The following is a 17710-nucleotide window of genomic DNA, read 5'->3' on the forward strand; positions in this document are numbered from 1 at the left end:
TCAGGCAACCCTTTTCGAAAGCAGCAGGCGGTAGAGTTCAACGTATTTGTCGGCGCTCTTGTCCCAGGAGACATCGGCCTTCATGCCCTGGCGCTGGATCTGTTCCCAGACGGCCGGGCTCGAATGCGCATCGACCAGCCGGCGGATGGCGTGCAGCATGGCGCCGCCACTATTGGGCGCGAACTGGAAGCCGGTGGCGACACCGGCCGAGATCGCTGCTTCATTGGCGTCGATGATGGTGTCGGCAAGGCCGCCGGTGCGGGCGACGACCGGCACGCAGCCATAGCGCAGGCCGTAAAGCTGGGTCAGCCCGCAAGGCTCGAAGCGCGACGGGATGACGATGGCGTCGCAGCCGCCCTGCATGGTGTGGGAAAGCCCCTCGTCATAGCCGACGACGACGCCGACACGGCCGCGATGGCGGGCGGTGGCAGCCAGCAGCGCGCCTTCCAGGCCGGCGTCGCCTGAGCCGAGGATCGCCAGCCGCGCGCCGGTGGCGACGACGCCGTCGACCACAGCCGCCAGTATGTCCATGCCCTTCTGCCAGGTCAGCCGGCTGACGACGCAGACGATCGGACTGTCGTCGCGCTCGAGGCTGAAGCGGTCCTCGACAACCGCCCGGTTGGGAAGCCGAGCCTTGAGCGTCGCGGCGGAGTAGGCCGACACCAGATGCTTGTCGGTCTCCGGGTTCCAGATGTCGGTGTCGATGCCGTTGACGATGCCGTAGAGGTCGGAAGAGCGCATGTTGATCAGGCCGTCGAGGCCCATGCCGAATTCCGGCGAGCGGATTTCCTGGGCATAGGTGGGGCTCACCGTGGTGATCGCCCAGGCCGCCTGCAGGCCGGCCTTGAGGAAGCCGACGCCGCCATAGTATTCTACGCCGTCGAGCGCCATCGCCGCGGCCGGCAAGCCGAGCTCGCCAAAAATGCCGGCGCCGAACTGACCCTGGAAGGCAAGGTTGTGAACCGTGATCAGCGACGGCACGCCGACCGCCTTGCCGTAGCGCATATAGGCCAGCGTCATCGCCGACTGCCAGTCATGGGCGTGGACGAGATCCGGCTGGTAGCCGGAAATGGCGCCGCCGGCGATATCGCCACCGACCTGGCTCAGCGCAGCAAAACGCCGCCAATTGTCGGGCCAATCGGCGCCGGCCGCATTGCCGTAAGGGCCGCCGGGACGGTCGTAGAGATGCGGCGCGTCGAGCACGAACAGGTCGAGCCCGGCGATCTTGACGGCATGGACCGAAGCCTTGCCGCCCTGCAGCAGCGGGTATTGGTAGACAGCCTTCTTTTTCTTGAAGGCGTCCATCACCTGGGGAAAGCCGGGGATGAGCGTGCGCATGGTCACGCCCTTGGCGGCCAGCGCGATCGGCAATGCGCCGGTCACGTCGGCAAGTCCGCCGGTCTTGATCAGCGGGAATATCTCGGGCGTGACCGACAGAACCTGCATGCGTTTATGGTACCCCGTCTTACAGCTTCAGCTTGTCGATCATGTCCTGCGTGACCAGGCAGATGCCCTTTTCCGAAACCCGGAAACGCTTGGCGTCGAGAACAGGGTCTTCGCCAACCACCAGCCCTTCCGGTATCCTTACACCGTGGTCGATGACGACGCGCTTCAACTTTGCGTTCCGGCCGACATGAACGTCGGGCAGCATGACGACCTCTTCCAGCGTCGAATAGGAGTTGATGCGCGCGCCGGTGAAGATCAGGCTGCGCTTCAGCGAAGCACCCGAGACGATGCAATCGCCTGAGACCAGCGAGGAGACGGCCGAACCGCGCCGGCCATCCTCGTCATGCACGAACTTTGCCGGCGGCTTCAATTCGGCATAGGTCCAGATCGGCCAGTCACGGTCGTAGAGGTCGAGTTCGGGGGTAATGTCGGTCAGGTCGATATTGGCTTCCCAGTAGGCGTCGACCGTGCCGACATCGCGCCAATAGGCCTCGTTCTCGGCCGTCGAGCGCACGCAGGATTTGGCGAAGCGATGCGCGATCGCCTTACCGTGCTGGACGATGTAGGGGATGATGTCCTTGCCGAAGTCGCGGCTTGAACCCGGCTCGGCGGCATCGCGGCGCAGCTGCTCCATCAGGAACTTGGTCTTGAAGACATAGATGCCCATCGAAGCCAGCGCGAATTCCGGCTTGTCGGGAATGCCGGGCGGGTCGGCGGGCTTTTCGACGAACGCGATGATGTTGTCCTTGCCGTCGACATGCATGACACCGAAGCCGGTCGCTTCCATGCGCGGCACTTCGAGGCAACCGACGGTGACGTCGGCATTGGCGTCGACGTGCTGACGCAGCATCAGCTCGTAGTCCATCTTGTAGATGTGGTCGCCGGCGAGGATGACCATGTATTCGGGGCCATAGGCTTCGATAATATCGATGTTCTGGTAGACGGCGTCGGCGGTGCCTTCATACCACTGCGTTTCCGAGACACGCTGGCTGGCCGGCAGGATGTCGAAGCTTTCGTTTCGCTCCGGCCGCAGGAAGTTCCAGCCGCGCTGCAGGTGGCGGATCAGCGAATGCGCCTTGTACTGGGTGGCGACACCGAGGCGGCGGATGCCGGAATTCAGCGCATTGGACAGCGCGAAATCGATGATGCGCGTCTTGCCGCCGAAATAGACAGCCGGCTTGGCCCTGCGGTCGGTCAATTCCTTGAGCCGGCTGCCGCGGCCGCCGGCCAGCACATAGGCCATGGCATCGCGCGCCAGCGGCTGGGTTCTCTTCAAGTCTGCCATTTTTACCCTCCCAAATTACCAGTCTGGAGCATCGCCCGGTCCGCAACGAGTCGACGGACCTAATCCGAAACGAGTTGACGGACCTAGTCCGCAACGAGTTCAAGCATGATCGTCGACAGCGGCGGCAAAAGCATCGTTGCCGAAATGCCTCCTCCTTCCGCCCTGGCTTCGACCACACCGCCATTGCCCTTGCCCGAACCACCGTAGTCCGAAGCGTCGGTGTTGATGATTTCGCGCCATTTGCCGACCTTGGGCAATGGCACGCGATAATTGTCGCGCGGCACTGGCGTGAAGTTGGAAATGACGGCGATCGGGTTGCCGCCGGGCGCGCTGCGCAGCCAGGCGAAGACCGAATTTTCCTTGTCGTCGACGATCAGCCAGGAGAAGCCGTCCGGCTCGCAGTCGCGTGCATGCAGCGCTGGGCGCGAGCGATAGAGATAGTTTAGGTCGCGCACCGTCTGCCAGACGCCGCGATGCGGGTGGAAGTCGAGCAGGTTCCAGTCGAGCGCGCGCGCCTCGCTCCACTCGCGGTGCTGGGCGAATTCCTGGCCCATGAACAACAGCTTCTTGCCGGGATAGCCCCACATGAAGGCGTAAAAGGCGCGCAAAGTCGCGAACTTCTGCCAGTCGTCGCCGGCCATCTTGCCGAGCAGCGTGCCCTTGCCGTGCACGACCTCGTCATGGGACAGCGGCAGCACGAAATTCTCGGAAAAGGCGTAGGTCAGGCCGAAGGTCAGGTCGTTGTGGTGATGTTTGCGGAAGATCGGCTCCTTGGCGAAATACTCCAGCGTGTCGTGCATGAAGCCCATGTTCCATTTGAAGCCGAAGCCCAGTCCGCCTTCATGCACCGGCGCCGAGACCTTCGGCCATGAGGTCGATTCCTCGGCGATGGTCATCACGCCGGGATGGTGGCCGTAGACCTCCTTGTTCATCTTCTGCAGGAAGGAGACTGCTTCGAGGTTTTCGCGGCCGCCCTTCTCGTTGGGGATCCATTCGCCGGCCTTGCGCGAATAATCGAGGTAGAGCATCGAGGCCACCGCATCGACGCGCAAACCGTCGACATGGTATTTCTCGGCCCAGAACAGCGCATTGTTGACCAGGAACGACACCACCTCGCGGCGGCCGAAATTGTAGATCGCGGTGTTCCAGTCGGGATGAAAACCCTTGCGCGGATCGGCATGCTCATAAAGTGCTGTGCCGTCGAAATTGGCCAGGCCATGCGCGTCGACCGGGAAATGCGCCGGCACCCAGTCGAGGATGACACCGACGCCGGCGCGGTGCGCACCGTCGACGAAACGGGCGAAGCCGTCGGGGTCGCCGAAGCGCGCTGAGGGGGCATAAAGTCCGGTTGTCTGATAACCCCATGACGGGTCATAGGGATGTTCGGAGATCGGCAGGAACTCGATGTGGGTGAAGCCGGTCTCGACAGCATAGGGGATCAGCTGGTTGGCGAGTTCGTCCCATGACAGGAAGCTGCCATCATCGTGCTGCTGCCACGAACCGGCATGGACCTCGTAGATCGATATGGCTTCGCGCCGGGGATCGGCCTTTCGCCAGTAAGCGCGATGCGCCTCGTCGCCCCATTCATGCGCCGGCGGCACCGCCGTCACTGAGGCTGTGGCCGGGCGCAATTCCGACTTGAAGGCGAACGGATCGGCCTTGAGCGGCAGGCGCACGCCGTCCGGGGCAATGATCTCGTATTTATAGGGGTGGCCGGCGCCGATATCGGGAATGAACAGTTCCCAGATGCCGGTGTCGCGGCGGTCGCGCATCGTATGGCGGCGGCCGTCCCATTCGTTGAAGTCGCCGACCACGGAGACGCGCCTTGCATTGGGCGCCCAGACCGCGAAATGGACGCCCGACGCGCCTTCATGGTCGAGGAGATGGGCGCCGAGCTTGTCGAACAGCCTGAGATGCGACCCTTGGGCGATGTAATAATCATCCATCGGGCCGAGTACCGGGCCGAAGGAATAGGGATCGGTCAGCCACCAGTCGCCGCCGGCATTTTTGGCGTGATACCGCAGCGGCTGGCGCTTCTTGATCGACAGTCTGCCTTCGAAGAAACCGGCGTCGTCGCGCCGCGTGAGTTCGCCGGCGTTCTTGCCGGCCAGCGTGTATGCGGTGACGAACTCGGCATTGGGGACGAAGCAGCGGGCAACCAGGCTCTTGCCGGCATCATGCACGCCCAGGATTGCAAAAGGATCGCCATGCGTGCCGGCAACAATTGCGGCGACATCGCCGGCTGACGCCAGCCCGTCCGACCCGCTCGTCGTCGCGGTCGCGCGCGGTTTCTTCATCAGGCGGTGTCCCTCCCTGGGAACCAGTTCTTGTGCACAAGACCCATTGTCGTGGGCCTCATGCAATCATATCAGGCGGGCACGTTCCAGATTTCTTTCGCATATTGGCGGATCGTGCGATCGGAAGAGAACCAGCCGACGCGGGCAACGTTGCGGATAGCGCGCGCGTACCAATCGGGGCTGTTGCGCCAGACGGCGTCGACATCGCGCTGGGCGGCGGCATAGGCGTCGAAATCCGCCGCCACCATGAACCAATCGCTGTTGTAGAGACCGTCGACCAGCTCGCGGTAGCGATCCGGCTGGTCGGGCGAGAACACGCCCGACGATACTGCGGCAACAGCCTGCGCCAATTCAGGGGAGCCCTCGATCACGGCGCGCGGGTTGTAGCCATTGCTGCGCCGCTCGGCGACTTCCGCCGTGCTCAGGCCGAAGATGAAGATGTTGTCGTCGCCGACGCATTCCTTGATCTCGACATTGGCGCCGTCGAGCGTGCCTATGGTCAAGGCGCCGTTCAGCGCGAACTTCATGTTGCCGGTGCCCGACGCCTCCATGCCGGCAGTCGAAATCTGCTCGGACAGGTCGGCGGCCGGCATCATCACCTCGGCCAGGCTGACATTGTAGTTCGGCACGAACACCACTTTCAGCAGGCCGCGCACCGACGGGTCGCTGTTGATGACCTTGGCAACGTCGTTGGCCAGTTTGATGATCAGCTTGGCATTGTGGTAGCTGGGCGCCGCTTTGCCGCCGAAGAATTTGACGCGCGGCATCCAGTCCTGTTCGGGATGCGAGCGGATCTGGTCGTAGAGCGCGATCGCTTCCAGGATGTTGAGCAGCTGGCGCTTGTATTCGTGGATGCGCTTGACCTGGATGTCGAACAGCGCCGACGGGTCGAGCTTGATGCCGAGCCGGTCGGCGACCAGATTGGCGAGCTTGATCTTGTTGGAGCGCTTGACGGCGGCGAACTTGTCGCGGAAGGCGGCGTCACCGGCAAAGGCTTCGAGCCCCTTGATGGCGTCGATGTCGTCGAGGAAACGGTCCCCGATCGCCGCGCGGGCGAGCGCGGTGAGGCCTGGATTGCACTGGATCAGCCAGCGGCGTGGCGTGATTCCGTTGGTCTTGTTGTTGATGCGATCGGGATAGAGCTTGTGGAGATCGGCAAACACCGTCTCCTTCATCAGCTCGGTGTGCAACGCCGACACGCCATTGATCGAGTGCGAGCCGACAAAGGCCAGGTTACCCATGCGCACGCGGCGGTCGCCATTTTCCTGGATCAGCGAGATGCGGCTGATCTGCTCATTGGAAAACTGGTTGGTGGCGCGGGCCTCAAGCAAAACCTGCGCATTGATGGCGTAGACGATCTGCATATGGCGCGGCAAAAGCCGTTCGAACAGCGGCACCGGCCAGCTTTCCAGCGCCTCCGGTAGCAGCGTGTGGTTGGTGTAGCCGAAGGTGCGCTTGGTAATATCCCAGGCCTGGTCGAAATCCATGCCATGGACGTCCATCAGCAGGCGCATCAGCTCCGGCACGGCGATCGCCGGATGGGTGTCGTTGAGATGGATCGCCGCCTTGTCGGGCAGCGAGGCGAGATCGCCATACTGGCTGAGATGGCGCTGGACGATGTCCTGCAGCGACGCGGTGGAGAAGAAATATTCCTGCCGCAGCCGCAGTTCCTGGCCGGCCTTGTGGGAATCTGCGGGGTAAAGCACACGCGACAAGGCATCGGCCTTGTTGCTTTCGGCCAGCGCGCCGATGTGGTCGCCGGCGTTGAACTTGTCGAGCAGGATCGGATCGATCGGCATGCCGGACCAAAGCCGCAGCGTGTTGACGCGGTTAGCGCGCCAGCCGACCACCGGGGTGTCGTAGGCGACGGCCTGGACATGCTCGGTCGGCTTCCAGACGTGACGTTCGAGCCGGCCATCCTTGGAGGTGATCGATTCCACCGAGCCGCCGAAGCCGACCTCGAAGGCGCGTTCGCGGCGCTCGAACTCCCATGGGTTGCCGTGGTCGAGCCAGGTTTCGGGCAGTTCGACCTGCCAGCCATCATGGATCTCCTGGCGGAACATGCCGTTGGCGTAGCGAATGCCGTAGCCATGCGCGGGAATGTCGACGGTCGCCATGCTTTCCATGAAGCAGGCGGCGAGCCGGCCAAGACCGCCATTGCCGAGCGCTGCATCCGGTTCGAGCCCGGCGATGAGGTCGAGGTCGACGCCCAGCGACTTGAGCGCTTCTCGCATATTGTCCATCAGGCCGAGATTGGAGAAGGCATCGCGCATCAGCCGGCCGATGAGGAATTCGAGCGACAGGTAATAGACGCGCTTTTCCTGCTGGGCGTAGGCCTCCTGCGTCGCCTGCATCCAGTGATCGACGATGCGGTCGCGCACGACCTTGATCGAGGCTGTCAGCCAATCATATTGCGTGGCAACGGAGGTGCCTTTGCCGACCCGGTATTTGAGAGCCAGCAAGACTTCGTCGGCCAGCGTCTTGGGATCGGGTATTTCGAGATCGGGGGCTTTGGCTGTCATTGTTCGCGTCATACTGCCTCTCGTGATCGTGCTGCGATCATACCGGCTTTCGCTCTCAGTCCCAGCCTATCCTAGTGCATCGCAACATACGTTCAATCGATTTAGACCAGCATGCCGCCAGTTCCCCTGCGGCAATTTATCCGTCGAGCGGATCAGGCAGCGAGTGCAGCCTCCGGCGGAACCTTCGCTCCCGTCATGAAGGCGACGGCGTCGGACATGGTATATTGCTTGGGATCGATGACGCAGAGGCGGCGACCCAGCCGATGGATATGGATGCGGTCGGCAACCTCGAAGACATGCGGCATGTTGTGCGAGATCAGCACGATCGGCAGGCCTCGCTTCTTGACGTCGAGGATCAGTTCCAGCACGCGGCGGCTCTCCTTGACGCCGAGTGCCGCGGTCGGCTCATCCATGATCACCACACGGCTGCCGAAAGCGGCGGCGCGCGCCACCGCCACGCCCTGACGCTGGCCACCCGACAGCGTTTCCACCGCCTGGCTGATGTTCTGGATGGTCATCAGCCCAAGCTCGGTCAGCTTGTCGCGGGCGCGCTTTTCCATTGCGGGCCGGTCGAGCATACGAAGCCAGTCGCCGAGGAAGCCGGGTTTGCGGATCTCGCGGCCGAGGAACATGTTGTCGGCGATCGACAGAGCCGGCGACAAAGCCAGGTTTTGGTAGACCGTCTCGATGCCCGCCTCGCGCGCCTCCATGGGCGATTTGAAAGCGACAGCTTTGCCTTCAAGACGGATCTCGCCTTCGTCGGGCACGGCGGCGCCGGAAATCGCCTTGATCAGCGATGATTTGCCGGCGCCATTGTCTCCGATGACGGCCAGGATTTCGCCTGGGTAGAGGTCGAAGTCGGCATTATCGAGGGCGGTGACGCGGCCATAGCGCTTGATCAGGCCACGCGCGGTGAGGATGGGTTCCACGGTCATGCCGAAACCTTTCTGATCCATTGGTCGATCGCCACGGCGCCGATGATCAGCACACCGGTGAGCAGCACCTTCCATTGCGGATCGGCGCCCAGCATGTTGAGGCCCATCGAGACGACGCCGACGATCATCGCGCCGAAAAGCGTGCCCAGAATTGAGCCGCGCCCGCCGAACAGTGAAATGCCGCCGATCACCGTCGCGGTGATCGCCTGCAGGTTGTAGTCGGTGACGGCGGCTGACGGCGAGATCGAGCCGTTGCGGCCGATGGAAACCCAGGCAGCGAAAGCGGCGATCAACCCGGCAAGGGTGTAGACCGTCATCAACACTTTCTTGGTCTGGATACCAGACAGCTTCGCCGCCTCCTGATCATCGCCAACGGCGTAGACATGGCGGCCCCAGGCGGTGTGATTGAGCACGTACCAGAGGATCAAAACGAGCACGACCGTGGCGATGACGCCCAGTGTCAGCACCGCCGTGCCGATCTTGAAACTCAGGGCAAAGAGATGCAGCAGCGGCGCCTGGGCGTCGACGTCGGTATCGCGGATCGTCTCGTTGGCCGAATAGATGAAGTTGGTCGCCATGACGATGTTCCAGGTGCCGAGCGTGACGATGAACGGCGGCAGCTTCATGTAGGCGACCAGCAAACCGTTAAGCAGGCCGCAGGCTGCGCCGGCGGCAAGCCCGATGGGCACTGCGAGCACGGCCGGCATGCCGTAGCTGACCGCGCAATTGCCCATGATCACGGCCGAAATCACCATGATCACGCCGATCGACAGGTCGATGCCGGCGGTCAGGATGACCAGTGTCTGCGCGGCACCGAGGATGCCGACGATGGCGATCTGCTGCAGGATCAGCGTCAGCGTATAGGATGAGAAGAAACGCCCGCCAATGGCGATGCCGAAAATTACGATCGACAGGACCAGCACAATCAGCGGCACCGCCGCCGGCGTGGAGTGCAGGAAATGCTGGATGCGCTTGACGGCCGATTTGTGCTCGTCAAAGGCGGCAACGCTTGTGTCGCTGCTCGAGAGAACCTTCTCGAATTCCTGTGCTTGAGCCATGTTTCCTCCCCTGGGCTTCAGCTCCATGCCGATACCCGCTCGCGCCTGTCCGGTCTGCTGCCGGGATTATTCGCGTGACGCATCGTCCACCCGAAGCGGCCGGGGATCAAGCCCCCGGCCGTCAGCTTGTCGCTGGCTGTCAGACAGCCATCAGCCCCAGCACTTGGCGAGGCCTTCCTTGGTGTCGATCGACTTCACGCCATTGGCCGGCTTGTCGGTGACGAGGTTGACGCCGGTGTCGAAGAAGTTCTTGCCTTCGGTCGGCTTCGGCTTGGCGCCGTCCTTGGCGAAGGCGGCGATCGCCTCGATGCCGAGTGCCGCCATCTGCAGCGGGTATTGCTGCGAGGTGGCGCCAATGACGCCTTCGGTCACCGACTTCACGCCGGGGCAGCCGCCATCGACCGAGACGATCAGCACCTGGCTTTCGAGACCGACCGCCTTGAGCGCCTGGTAGGCGCCGACAGCGGCGGGCTCGTTGATGGTGTGGATGACGGTGATGGAGTTGTCCTTCTGCAGAAGGTTTTCCATCGCCTTGCGGCCGCCTTCTTCATTGCCGTTGGTGACGTCGTGGCCGACGATGCGGGCATCGTCCTCATCGCCGATCTTGTTGGGATCCTTCACGTCGATGCCGAAGCCCATCATGAAGCCCTGGTCGCGCAGCACATCCACGGTCGGCTGTGAGGGGGTCAGGTCGAGGAAGCCGATCTTGGCGTCCTTGGCCTTGTCGCCGAGGGTCGCGGCTGCCCAGGCGCCGATCAGCTTGCCGGCTTCCAGATTGTCCGTCGCGAAGGTCGCGTCGGCGGCATCGATCGGGTCCAGCGGGGTATCGAGCGCGATCACCAGCAGGCCGGCGTCACGCGCCTTCTTCACCGTCGGCACAATGCCCTTGGTGTCGGACGCGGTGATCAGGATGCCCTTGGCGCCGTCGGCGATGCAGCTTTCGATCGCCGCCACCTGGCTCTCGCTATCGCCGTCGATCTTGCCGGCATAGGTCTTGAGGTCGACGCCAAGTTCCTTGGCCTTGGCGGTCGCGCCCTCCTTCATCTTGACGAAGAAGGGGTTGGTGTCGGTCTTGGTGATCAGGCAGGCGCCGACGCCGGCGGCCGATGCTGTCGAAGCAAACGCCATCAGGCCGAGGCCCGCCGCGGCGAACACGGTGGACTTCAATAAAGCTTTGGTCACGATCTTCCTCCCATGGAACCATGCGGATGCCGCCAACCGGCATCTCGAGCGCATCCACTGAAGTTCTCCCAGTGTGGACGCGCCCTCAAATGACACCAGCGGGAGCCGCCTGTCAATAATTAAATCACTCTTATTTATTATTGACAGCTTTGCGCGGTTCACTCATTCTGCCGCAAAAGCAGTAAGAATAAACCAAGGGAAGGAACAAGGGTGGAGACCGGCATTGCGAGGCACGGTTCGCCCGAGGCGGCCGCCAGCCGTCTCCACCGTGGCACCAACCAGAGCGGCATGCGCGACCACAATGAGCGGCTGGTGCTGTCGTTGGTTCGCCAGCATGGCAGCTTGGCCAAATCAGACATTGCGCGCATGACCGGGCTTTCAGCGCAGACCGTCTCGGTCATCATGCGCGAACTGGAGGAAGACAGCCTGCTGCTGCGCCAGGCGCCGTTGCGCGGCAAGATCGGCCAGCCCTCCATCCCGATGGCGCTGAACCCCGAAGGCGCCTTCTTCATCGGCCTCAAGATCGGCCGCCGCAGCGCCGAACTGGTGCTGATCGATTTCCTCGGAACTGTGCGTTCCATGCTGCAGCACTCCTACCGCTATCCGGCGCCGCGCGAGACGGTTGAGTTCGTCACCGAAGGCATGAAGACGATGCGCGCCGAACTGACACCTGCGCAGGACAAGCGCATTGCCGGGCTCGGCATCGCCATGCCGTTCGAACTGTGGAACTGGGCCGACACCGCCGGCGCGCCGCGCGACATCATGGACGAATGGCGCCATCGCGACATCCGTGCCGACATCCAGGCGCAGTGCGAATTCCCGGTCTATCTGCAGAATGACGCCACCTCCGCCTGCGGCGCCGAACTGGTGTTCGGCCAGACCGGCGGGGCGCGCGACTTCGTCTATTTCTATATCGGCGCCTTTGCCGGCGGCGGCATCGTGCTCAACGGCCGGCTGTTCGGCGGGCCAACCGGAAATGCCGGGGCGCTGGGTTCGATGCCGGTGCCGGGACCAGACGGCAAGCCGACGCAGCTCATCGACGTCGCCTCGATCGCCATGCTGGAAAAGGCGCTTAACGCACGCGGCATTGACGGCTCCTATCTCTGGACCTCGCCGCAGGAATGGGGCGAGATCGGCGCCGATCTGGACGACTGGATTGCCACCGCCTCGCAGGCGCTTGCCTACGCCATTGTCGCGGCGTCCTCGGTGATCGATTTCGAGGCCGCGGTGATCGACGGCTGGATGCCGCTCGCTGTCCGGCGCCGGCTCGTCGATGCGATCAGGCAGGCGATCGGTACGATCGATGGCGAAGGGCTGAAGCTTCCGGTGGTGCGCGAAGGCACCGTCGGCATCCATGCCCGCGCGCTGGGCGGCGCCAGCCTGCCGCTGTCCGAACGCTTCCTCATCGGTTCGACCACGATTTCCAGGAGCATCTGAATGCTGATCGGTATTCCGTCGCTGCTCGGTCCGGAGCTTCTGGCGACATTGCGCGCCATGGGCCATGGCGACGAGATCGCGCTCGTCGACGGCAACTATCCGGCGGAAGAACAGGCAAACCGGCTGATCCGCGCCGACGGTCTTCACCTCATACCGGTGCTTGACGCCATTTTGAGCGTGCTGCCGGTGGACGACTTCGTGCCGGAAGCGCTGTTTCGTGCCTCGGTAAAAGGCGATCCCTCGGTCGCCGATCCGGTCCACCATGAAATCGAAACGATCTGCACCAGGCGCGCGCCGGGCCGCAAGGTGGTTGCGCTGGCGGGCGCCGACTTCTATGCACGCGTCCGGTCGGCATATGCGATCGTCGGGACCAGCGAACCCCGGCTCTACGCCAACATCATCATCCGCAAGGGCGTGATCTATCCGCCGGAGAACAAGAAATCATGATCCTCTGCTGCGGCGAAGCCCTGATCGACATGCTGCCGCGCACCACGACACAGGGCGAGCCGGCCTTTGCGCCCTATGTCGGCGGCGCGGTGTTCAACACGGCGATCGCGCTTGGCCGCCTCGGCGCGCCCGCCGGCTTCTTTTCCGGCCTGTCGTCGGATCTGTTCGGCGGCCAGTTCCGCGAGGCGCTCGGCGCAAGCAAGGTCAGCTCCACCTATGCGCACACCTCCCCTCGCCCGACCACGCTCGCCTTCGTGCGGCTCACCAACGGCCAGGCGACCTACACTTTCTACGACGAAAACACCGCCGGGCGCATGCTGACGACAGAGGATCTGCCGAAACTGGGCGCCGAGATCGAAGCCATGCTGTTTGGCGCCATCAGCCTGATTTCGGACCCGGCGGGTGCTGCCTACGAAGAATTCATGAAACGCGAGCACGAACGCCGCGTCATGATGCTCGACCCCAACATCCGGCCGAACTTCATCCCCGACAAAGCCAAGCACCTCCGGCGCATCCGCTCGATGATGGCGATGGCCGACATCGTGAAGCTATCGGATGAAGATCTGCACTGGTTCGGCGAGGCCGGCTCGCATGAGGACGTCATCCGCAACTGGCTGGATCGCGGCCCGAAGCTGATCGTCGTTACCCACGGCAGCGAAGGTGCCGTCGGCTACAGCAGGGAACACAAGGTCACGGTGATGCCGCATAAGGTGGAGGTGGTCGACACGGTCGGCGCCGGCGACACTTTCAATGCCGGCATTCTGGCCTCGCTGCACGAGCAAGGCCTGCTCACCAAGGCCGGGATCGGCGGCCTTTCGGAGGACGCCATCCGTCAGGCGCTGGCGCTCGGCGCCAAAGCGGCGGCGGTGACCGTGTCGCGGGCCGGCGCCAACCCGCCCTGGCGGCACGAAATCGCCTGATCCACGCTTAGTCCGCCGCCAGCCGCTGCAAGCAGCCGATCACTTTATGTTTCCGCGAGCCGGAAAGACGCACTGAATTGGCCGGATTAATAGGCGGCGAAGCCCGGATTTCCGGCATCTTGCGGCAATGCAGGGAAAGCCTGAAGTAACAGGCTGCGACACCTAGACAACCCGTCCCGCGGCCGGTCCGGCTTTCTAGACCGGCCCAACTCTGGTACCAGCGGCCCGGTTAAGTTGTTGTTTCTGTGCGTGTCATTGTCCCCGGGGCAGCCCGCACCACACCGTTTTTGAGGCCGACATGCAGTTCATCGATCTTGGCGCGCAGCGCGAACGTATCCGCGACCGGCTGAAGGCCGCGATCGACAATGTCGTCGAGGAAGGCCGCTATATCCTCGGACCGCAAGTCACCGAATTCGAAAACAAGCTCGCAGCCTATATCGGCACCAAGCATGTCGTGGCCTGCGCCAACGGCACCGACGCTCTGCTGTTGCCGCTGTTTGCCGCCGGTATCGGCCCCGGCGACGCGGTGTTCGTGCCGAGCTTCACCTTTGCCGCGACGGCGGAAGTGGTGGCGCTTGCCAAGGCCGAACCGGTTTTCGTCGATGTCGACGCCGAGACCTACAACATCGACATCGCCAGCCTCGAGGCGGCGATCGCCATGATCAAGAAGGAAGGCCGGCTGAAGCCGAAGGCGATTGTTCCCGTCGACCTGTTCGGGCTTGCCGCCGACTACGAGGCGATCATGGCGATTGCCAAGCGCGAAGGGCTGCTGGTGATCGAGGATGCGGCGCAGTCGATCGGCGGTTCGGCCGACGGCACAATGTGCGGCGCCTTCGGCCATGTCGGCTCGACCAGCTTCTATCCGGCCAAGCCGCTGGGCTGCTACGGCGATGGCGGCGCGATGTTCACCAATGACGACGCGCTGGCCGACCAGCTGCGCTCGTTTGCGTTCCACGGTAAGGGCGAGACGCAGTATGACAATGTCCGCGTCGGCATCAATTCACGCCTCGACACGATCCAGGCGGCGATCCTGATCGAGAAACTCGCCATCCTCGAAGACGAGATGGTCGCCCGCCAGGTGGTGGCCAAGCGCTACGCCGAAGGTCTCGGCGACATCGTCAAGACGTCACGCAATCTGGGCGGTGGCCGCTCGGCCTGGGCGCAATACGCCGTCGAGACGCCGAAGCGCGACGGGTTGAGGGCGCATCTCGGCGAAAAGGGCATCCCTTCGGTGATCTATTATGTGAAGCCGCTGCACGAGCAGGTCGCCTATCGCGACTATCCGCGCACGCCGACCGGGCTTGCGGTTTCGGAGGAACTGCCGAAGCGCATCCTGTGCCTGCCGATGCATCCCTATCTCAGCGAAGCCGACCAGGACCGCATCATCGAGACGATCCGCAACTACATTGGCTCGAACTCGGCGCATGTAGCGGCGGCGTAAGTTACGCCGCGTCCGCCGCCTTCCCGCTCGCAATAAAATGCGGGTTGGCGAAATCCTCGTCGTCGCTCTGTTTGCGCTTGCCATAGGTGAGCGGCTCGCCGTCCAGCGTGCGCGTCATGCCGCCGGCGGCGCGCAGTACGGCGTCGCCGGCCGCCGTGTCCCATTCCATGGTGCGGCCGAAGCGCGGATAGATGTCGGCTTCGGCTGCGGCGAGCAGGCAGAATTTCAGCGATGAGCCGACCGAGACGATCTCGGCGGCGCCGAGATCCTTGATGAAGGCTTCGGTCTCCGGGGTGTTGTGCGAGCGGCTGGCAACGACCGCCAGCGGCGTGACCGCCCTCCTGACCGAAATCCGCCGGCGGCCGACGATACGGAAGTCGCCATCGACCTCGATTGCTTCGGCCCAGCCCGGCCGTCCAGAGAAGAACCGCCCGCTGCACGGTGCGAAGACGACGCCGATCTCCGGCACGCCGTGCCGGACAAGCGCGATGTTGACGGTGAAATCGGTCCGGCGGTTGACGAATTCCTTCGTTCCATCGAGCGGATCGATCAGGAAGAAGGCGCCATCCAGATCGGGCGGCACAATGCCTTCGGCGACCTCTTCCTCGGCCACGCAGGGAATATCGGGATAGGCCGCACGCAGGCCGGCGAGGATGATCGTCTCGCTCTCGCGGTCGGCTTCCGTGACCGGCGAGGAGTCCGACTTGCTGTCGACCGCGCAGCCGGCCTTGAAGACCCGCATCACCTCGCGTCCGGCTTCGAGCGCCAGGCGCTCGAACACGTCGAGCATCACTTCGTCGTCAGATGCCGCCGCCGCTGTCATATTGGTCTTCGGCAATGTCGCGCTCATTCAGCCAGTGTTCCAGAGCCTCTACCATCTCCTCGGCCGTCTTGCCGAGTGTCTTGAGATGGATTTCGGGATTTTCGGGAGCTTCATACGGGGAATCGACGCCGGTGAAGTTCTTGATCTCGCCATTCAGCGCCCGTGCGTAAAGGCCTTTCGGGTCGCGTCGGGCGCATTCCTCGAACGGCGTATCGACGAACACTTCGACGAACTCGCCGTCGGCCATCAACTCCCTGGCCATGCGCCGCTCGGCGCTGAAGGGGGAAATGAAGGAGACGATGACGATCAGCCCGGCATCGGCCATCAGCTTTGCCACTTCGGCGACACGGCGGATGTTTTCGACCCGATCGGCGTCGGTGAAGCCGAGATCGCGGTTGAGGCCGTGGCGGACATTGTCGCCGTCGAGAATGTAGGTGTGACGCCCCGAAGCGAACAGCTTCTTCTCAAGCAGATTGGCGATGGTCGACTTGCCCGAGCCGGAAAGACCGGTGAACCAGAATACGGCGGGGCGCTGGCTCTTGAGGTCGGAGCGGCCGCGCTTGCCGACATCGAGCGACTGCCAATGGATGTTTTCGGCGCGGCGCAAGGAATGCAGGATCATGCCGGCGCCGACCGTGGCATTGGTGATGCGGTCGATCAGGATGAAGGCGCCGGTATCGCGGTTGTCGGCGAAGGTGTCGAAGGCGATCGGCGCCCGAGTCGAGATATTGCAGATGCCGACTTCGTTCATCTCGAGCGACTTCGCCGCCTCGCGAGCGAAGTCGTTGACGTTGACGCGGTATTTCAGGTCGGTGACGGTGGCGCTGGTCTGGTCGGTCTCGGTGCGCAGTATATAGGAGCGTCCCGGCAGCAGCGCTGCCTCGTCGAACCAGACGATGTTGGCGGCGAACTGGTCGGCGACCTGCGGCCGTGCCGCCGGCGACACCAGCATGTTGCCTCTGGAGACCTCGACCTCGTCATCGAGCACAAGGGTGATGGCCTGGCCGGCCACCGCCTGGGCAAGATCGCCGCCTTGCGCGACGATGCGCTTGACCCGCGAGGCCTTGCCGGATTTGGCGACCACCACCTCGTCGCCCTGCGCGACGGAGCCGGACGCGATGGTGCCGGCAAAGCCGCGGAAGTCGAGATTGGGCCGGTTGACATACTGCACCGGAAACCGGAACGGCAGTTCGACCGCGGCCTCGTCGACCGATATGGTTTCGAGATGCTCGATCAGCGACGGGCCGGAATACCACGCCGTCTTGCCGGAGCGGCTGGTGACATTGTCGCCATAGCGGGCCGACATCGGGATCGGCACGATCGTCTGGAAGCCGAGCTCGTGCGAGAACTGCCGGTAATCCTCGACGATACGGTCGAACACCGCCTGGTCGAAATCGACGAGGTCGATCTTGTTGACGGCAAGCACGATATGGCGGATGCCGAGCAGCGAAGCGATGATCGAGTGGCGCCGGGTCTGGCGCAGCACACCCTGGCGCGCATCGATCAGCACGATGGCGAGATCGGCAGTCGATGCGCCGGTCGCCATGTTGCGGGTGTACTGTTCATGGCCGGGGGTGTCGGCGACGATGAACTTGCGCTTGGGCGTGGCGAAGAAGCGGTAGGCGACGTCGATGGTGATGCCTTGCTCGCGCTCGGCCTCGAGGCCGTCGACCAGAAGCGCGAAGTCGATGTCGTCGCCAGTGGTGCCGTGCTTGCGGGAATCGCGCTCGAGTGCGGCGAGCTGGTCCTCGAAGATCTGCTTTGTGTCGGACAGAAGACGGCCGATCAGCGTCGACTTGCCGTCGTCGACCGAGCCGCAGGTGAGGAAGCGCAGCAGCGACTTCTTCTCCTGCGCCGCCATGTATTCGCGCACGCCGTCGGTCGGGGCGAGGCTCTTGGCCAGGATATGGCGCATGC

General features: G+C 63.5%; 13 protein-coding genes. 4 read left to right on the plus strand and 9 right to left on the minus strand.

Annotation, left to right across the window (positions count from 1 at the left end):
• From glgA to NKI96_RS05495, 7 genes are all read right to left on the minus strand, one after another.
• Positions 1-1446, minus strand: a complete 1446-nt coding sequence (gene glgA, locus NKI96_RS05465; RefSeq protein WP_023692759.1) for a glycogen synthase GlgA — start codon at positions 1444-1446, stop codon at positions 1-3.
• Between the two features lie 19 nt (positions 1447-1465).
• A complete protein-coding gene (gene glgC, locus NKI96_RS05470; RefSeq protein ID WP_023670729.1) occupies positions 1466-2731 on the minus strand; it encodes a glucose-1-phosphate adenylyltransferase in 1266 nt (421 codons plus the stop codon).
• An 83-nt stretch (positions 2732-2814) separates the two neighbouring features.
• Positions 2815-5028, minus strand: a complete 2214-nt coding sequence (gene glgB / locus NKI96_RS05475) for a 1,4-alpha-glucan branching protein GlgB (protein ID WP_023692758.1) — start codon at positions 5026-5028, stop codon at positions 2815-2817.
• A gap of 71 nt (positions 5029-5099) precedes the next feature.
• Positions 5100-7562, minus strand: coding sequence for a glycogen/starch/alpha-glucan phosphorylase (locus NKI96_RS05480; RefSeq protein WP_023692757.1), 2463 nt, complete (start codon positions 7560-7562; stop codon positions 5100-5102).
• A gap of 140 nt (positions 7563-7702) precedes the next feature.
• Positions 7703-8485, minus strand: coding sequence for an ATP-binding cassette domain-containing protein (locus NKI96_RS05485; protein WP_023670726.1), 783 nt, complete (start codon positions 8483-8485; stop codon positions 7703-7705).
• Complete coding sequence (locus tag NKI96_RS05490) at positions 8482-9543, minus strand: ABC transporter permease (RefSeq protein WP_023670725.1); 1062 nt, start codon at positions 9541-9543, stop codon at positions 8482-8484. The genes NKI96_RS05485 and NKI96_RS05490 overlap by 4 nt, the downstream gene beginning before the upstream one ends.
• 150 nt (positions 9544-9693) lie before the next feature.
• On the minus strand, positions 9694-10671 hold the full coding sequence (locus NKI96_RS05495; RefSeq protein WP_081725578.1) for a sugar ABC transporter substrate-binding protein: 978 nt from the start codon (positions 10669-10671) through the stop codon (positions 9694-9696).
• 264 nt (positions 10672-10935) lie between these two features.
• Here NKI96_RS05495 and NKI96_RS05500 point away from each other — a divergent pair, with 264 nt between their 5' ends.
• The 4 genes from NKI96_RS05500 to NKI96_RS05515 all read left to right on the plus strand — a co-directional run bounded on the left by NKI96_RS05500 (position 10936) and on the right by NKI96_RS05515 (position 14970).
• Positions 10936-12162, plus strand: coding sequence for an ROK family transcriptional regulator (locus tag NKI96_RS05500; protein WP_023692756.1), 1227 nt, complete (start codon positions 10936-10938; stop codon positions 12160-12162).
• Positions 12163-12609 carry an RbsD/FucU family protein gene (locus NKI96_RS05505; protein ID WP_023684581.1) on the plus strand — a complete coding sequence of 149 codons (447 nt, stop codon included), beginning with the start codon at positions 12163-12165 and terminating at the stop codon, positions 12607-12609.
• A complete protein-coding gene (locus NKI96_RS05510) occupies positions 12606-13529 on the plus strand; it encodes a carbohydrate kinase family protein (protein WP_023684582.1) in 924 nt (307 codons plus the stop codon). The genes NKI96_RS05505 and NKI96_RS05510 overlap by 4 nt, the downstream gene beginning before the upstream one ends.
• A 298-nt stretch (positions 13530-13827) precedes the next feature.
• On the plus strand, positions 13828-14970 hold the full coding sequence (locus NKI96_RS05515) for a DegT/DnrJ/EryC1/StrS family aminotransferase (protein WP_023692755.1): 1143 nt from the start codon (positions 13828-13830) through the stop codon (positions 14968-14970).
• Position 14971: 1 nt separating this feature from the next.
• Here NKI96_RS05515 and cysQ read toward each other — a convergent pair whose 3' ends face one another.
• Entirely contained in the window at positions 14972-15760 is a 789-nt protein-coding gene (gene cysQ / locus NKI96_RS05520; RefSeq protein WP_031196090.1) for a 3'(2'),5'-bisphosphate nucleotidase CysQ, read from the minus strand.
• Between the two features lie 10 nt (positions 15761-15770).
• Positions 15771-17708: a sulfate adenylyltransferase subunit CysN gene (gene cysN, locus NKI96_RS05525; protein ID WP_023670718.1), complete on the minus strand. Its 1938-nt coding sequence runs from the start codon at positions 17706-17708 to the stop codon at positions 15771-15773.
• Positions 17709-17710: the final 2 nt, after the last annotated feature.

This window comes from Mesorhizobium sp. M0292, from assembly GCF_040321695.1.
GTDB lineage: Bacteria > Pseudomonadota > Alphaproteobacteria > Rhizobiales > Rhizobiaceae > Mesorhizobium.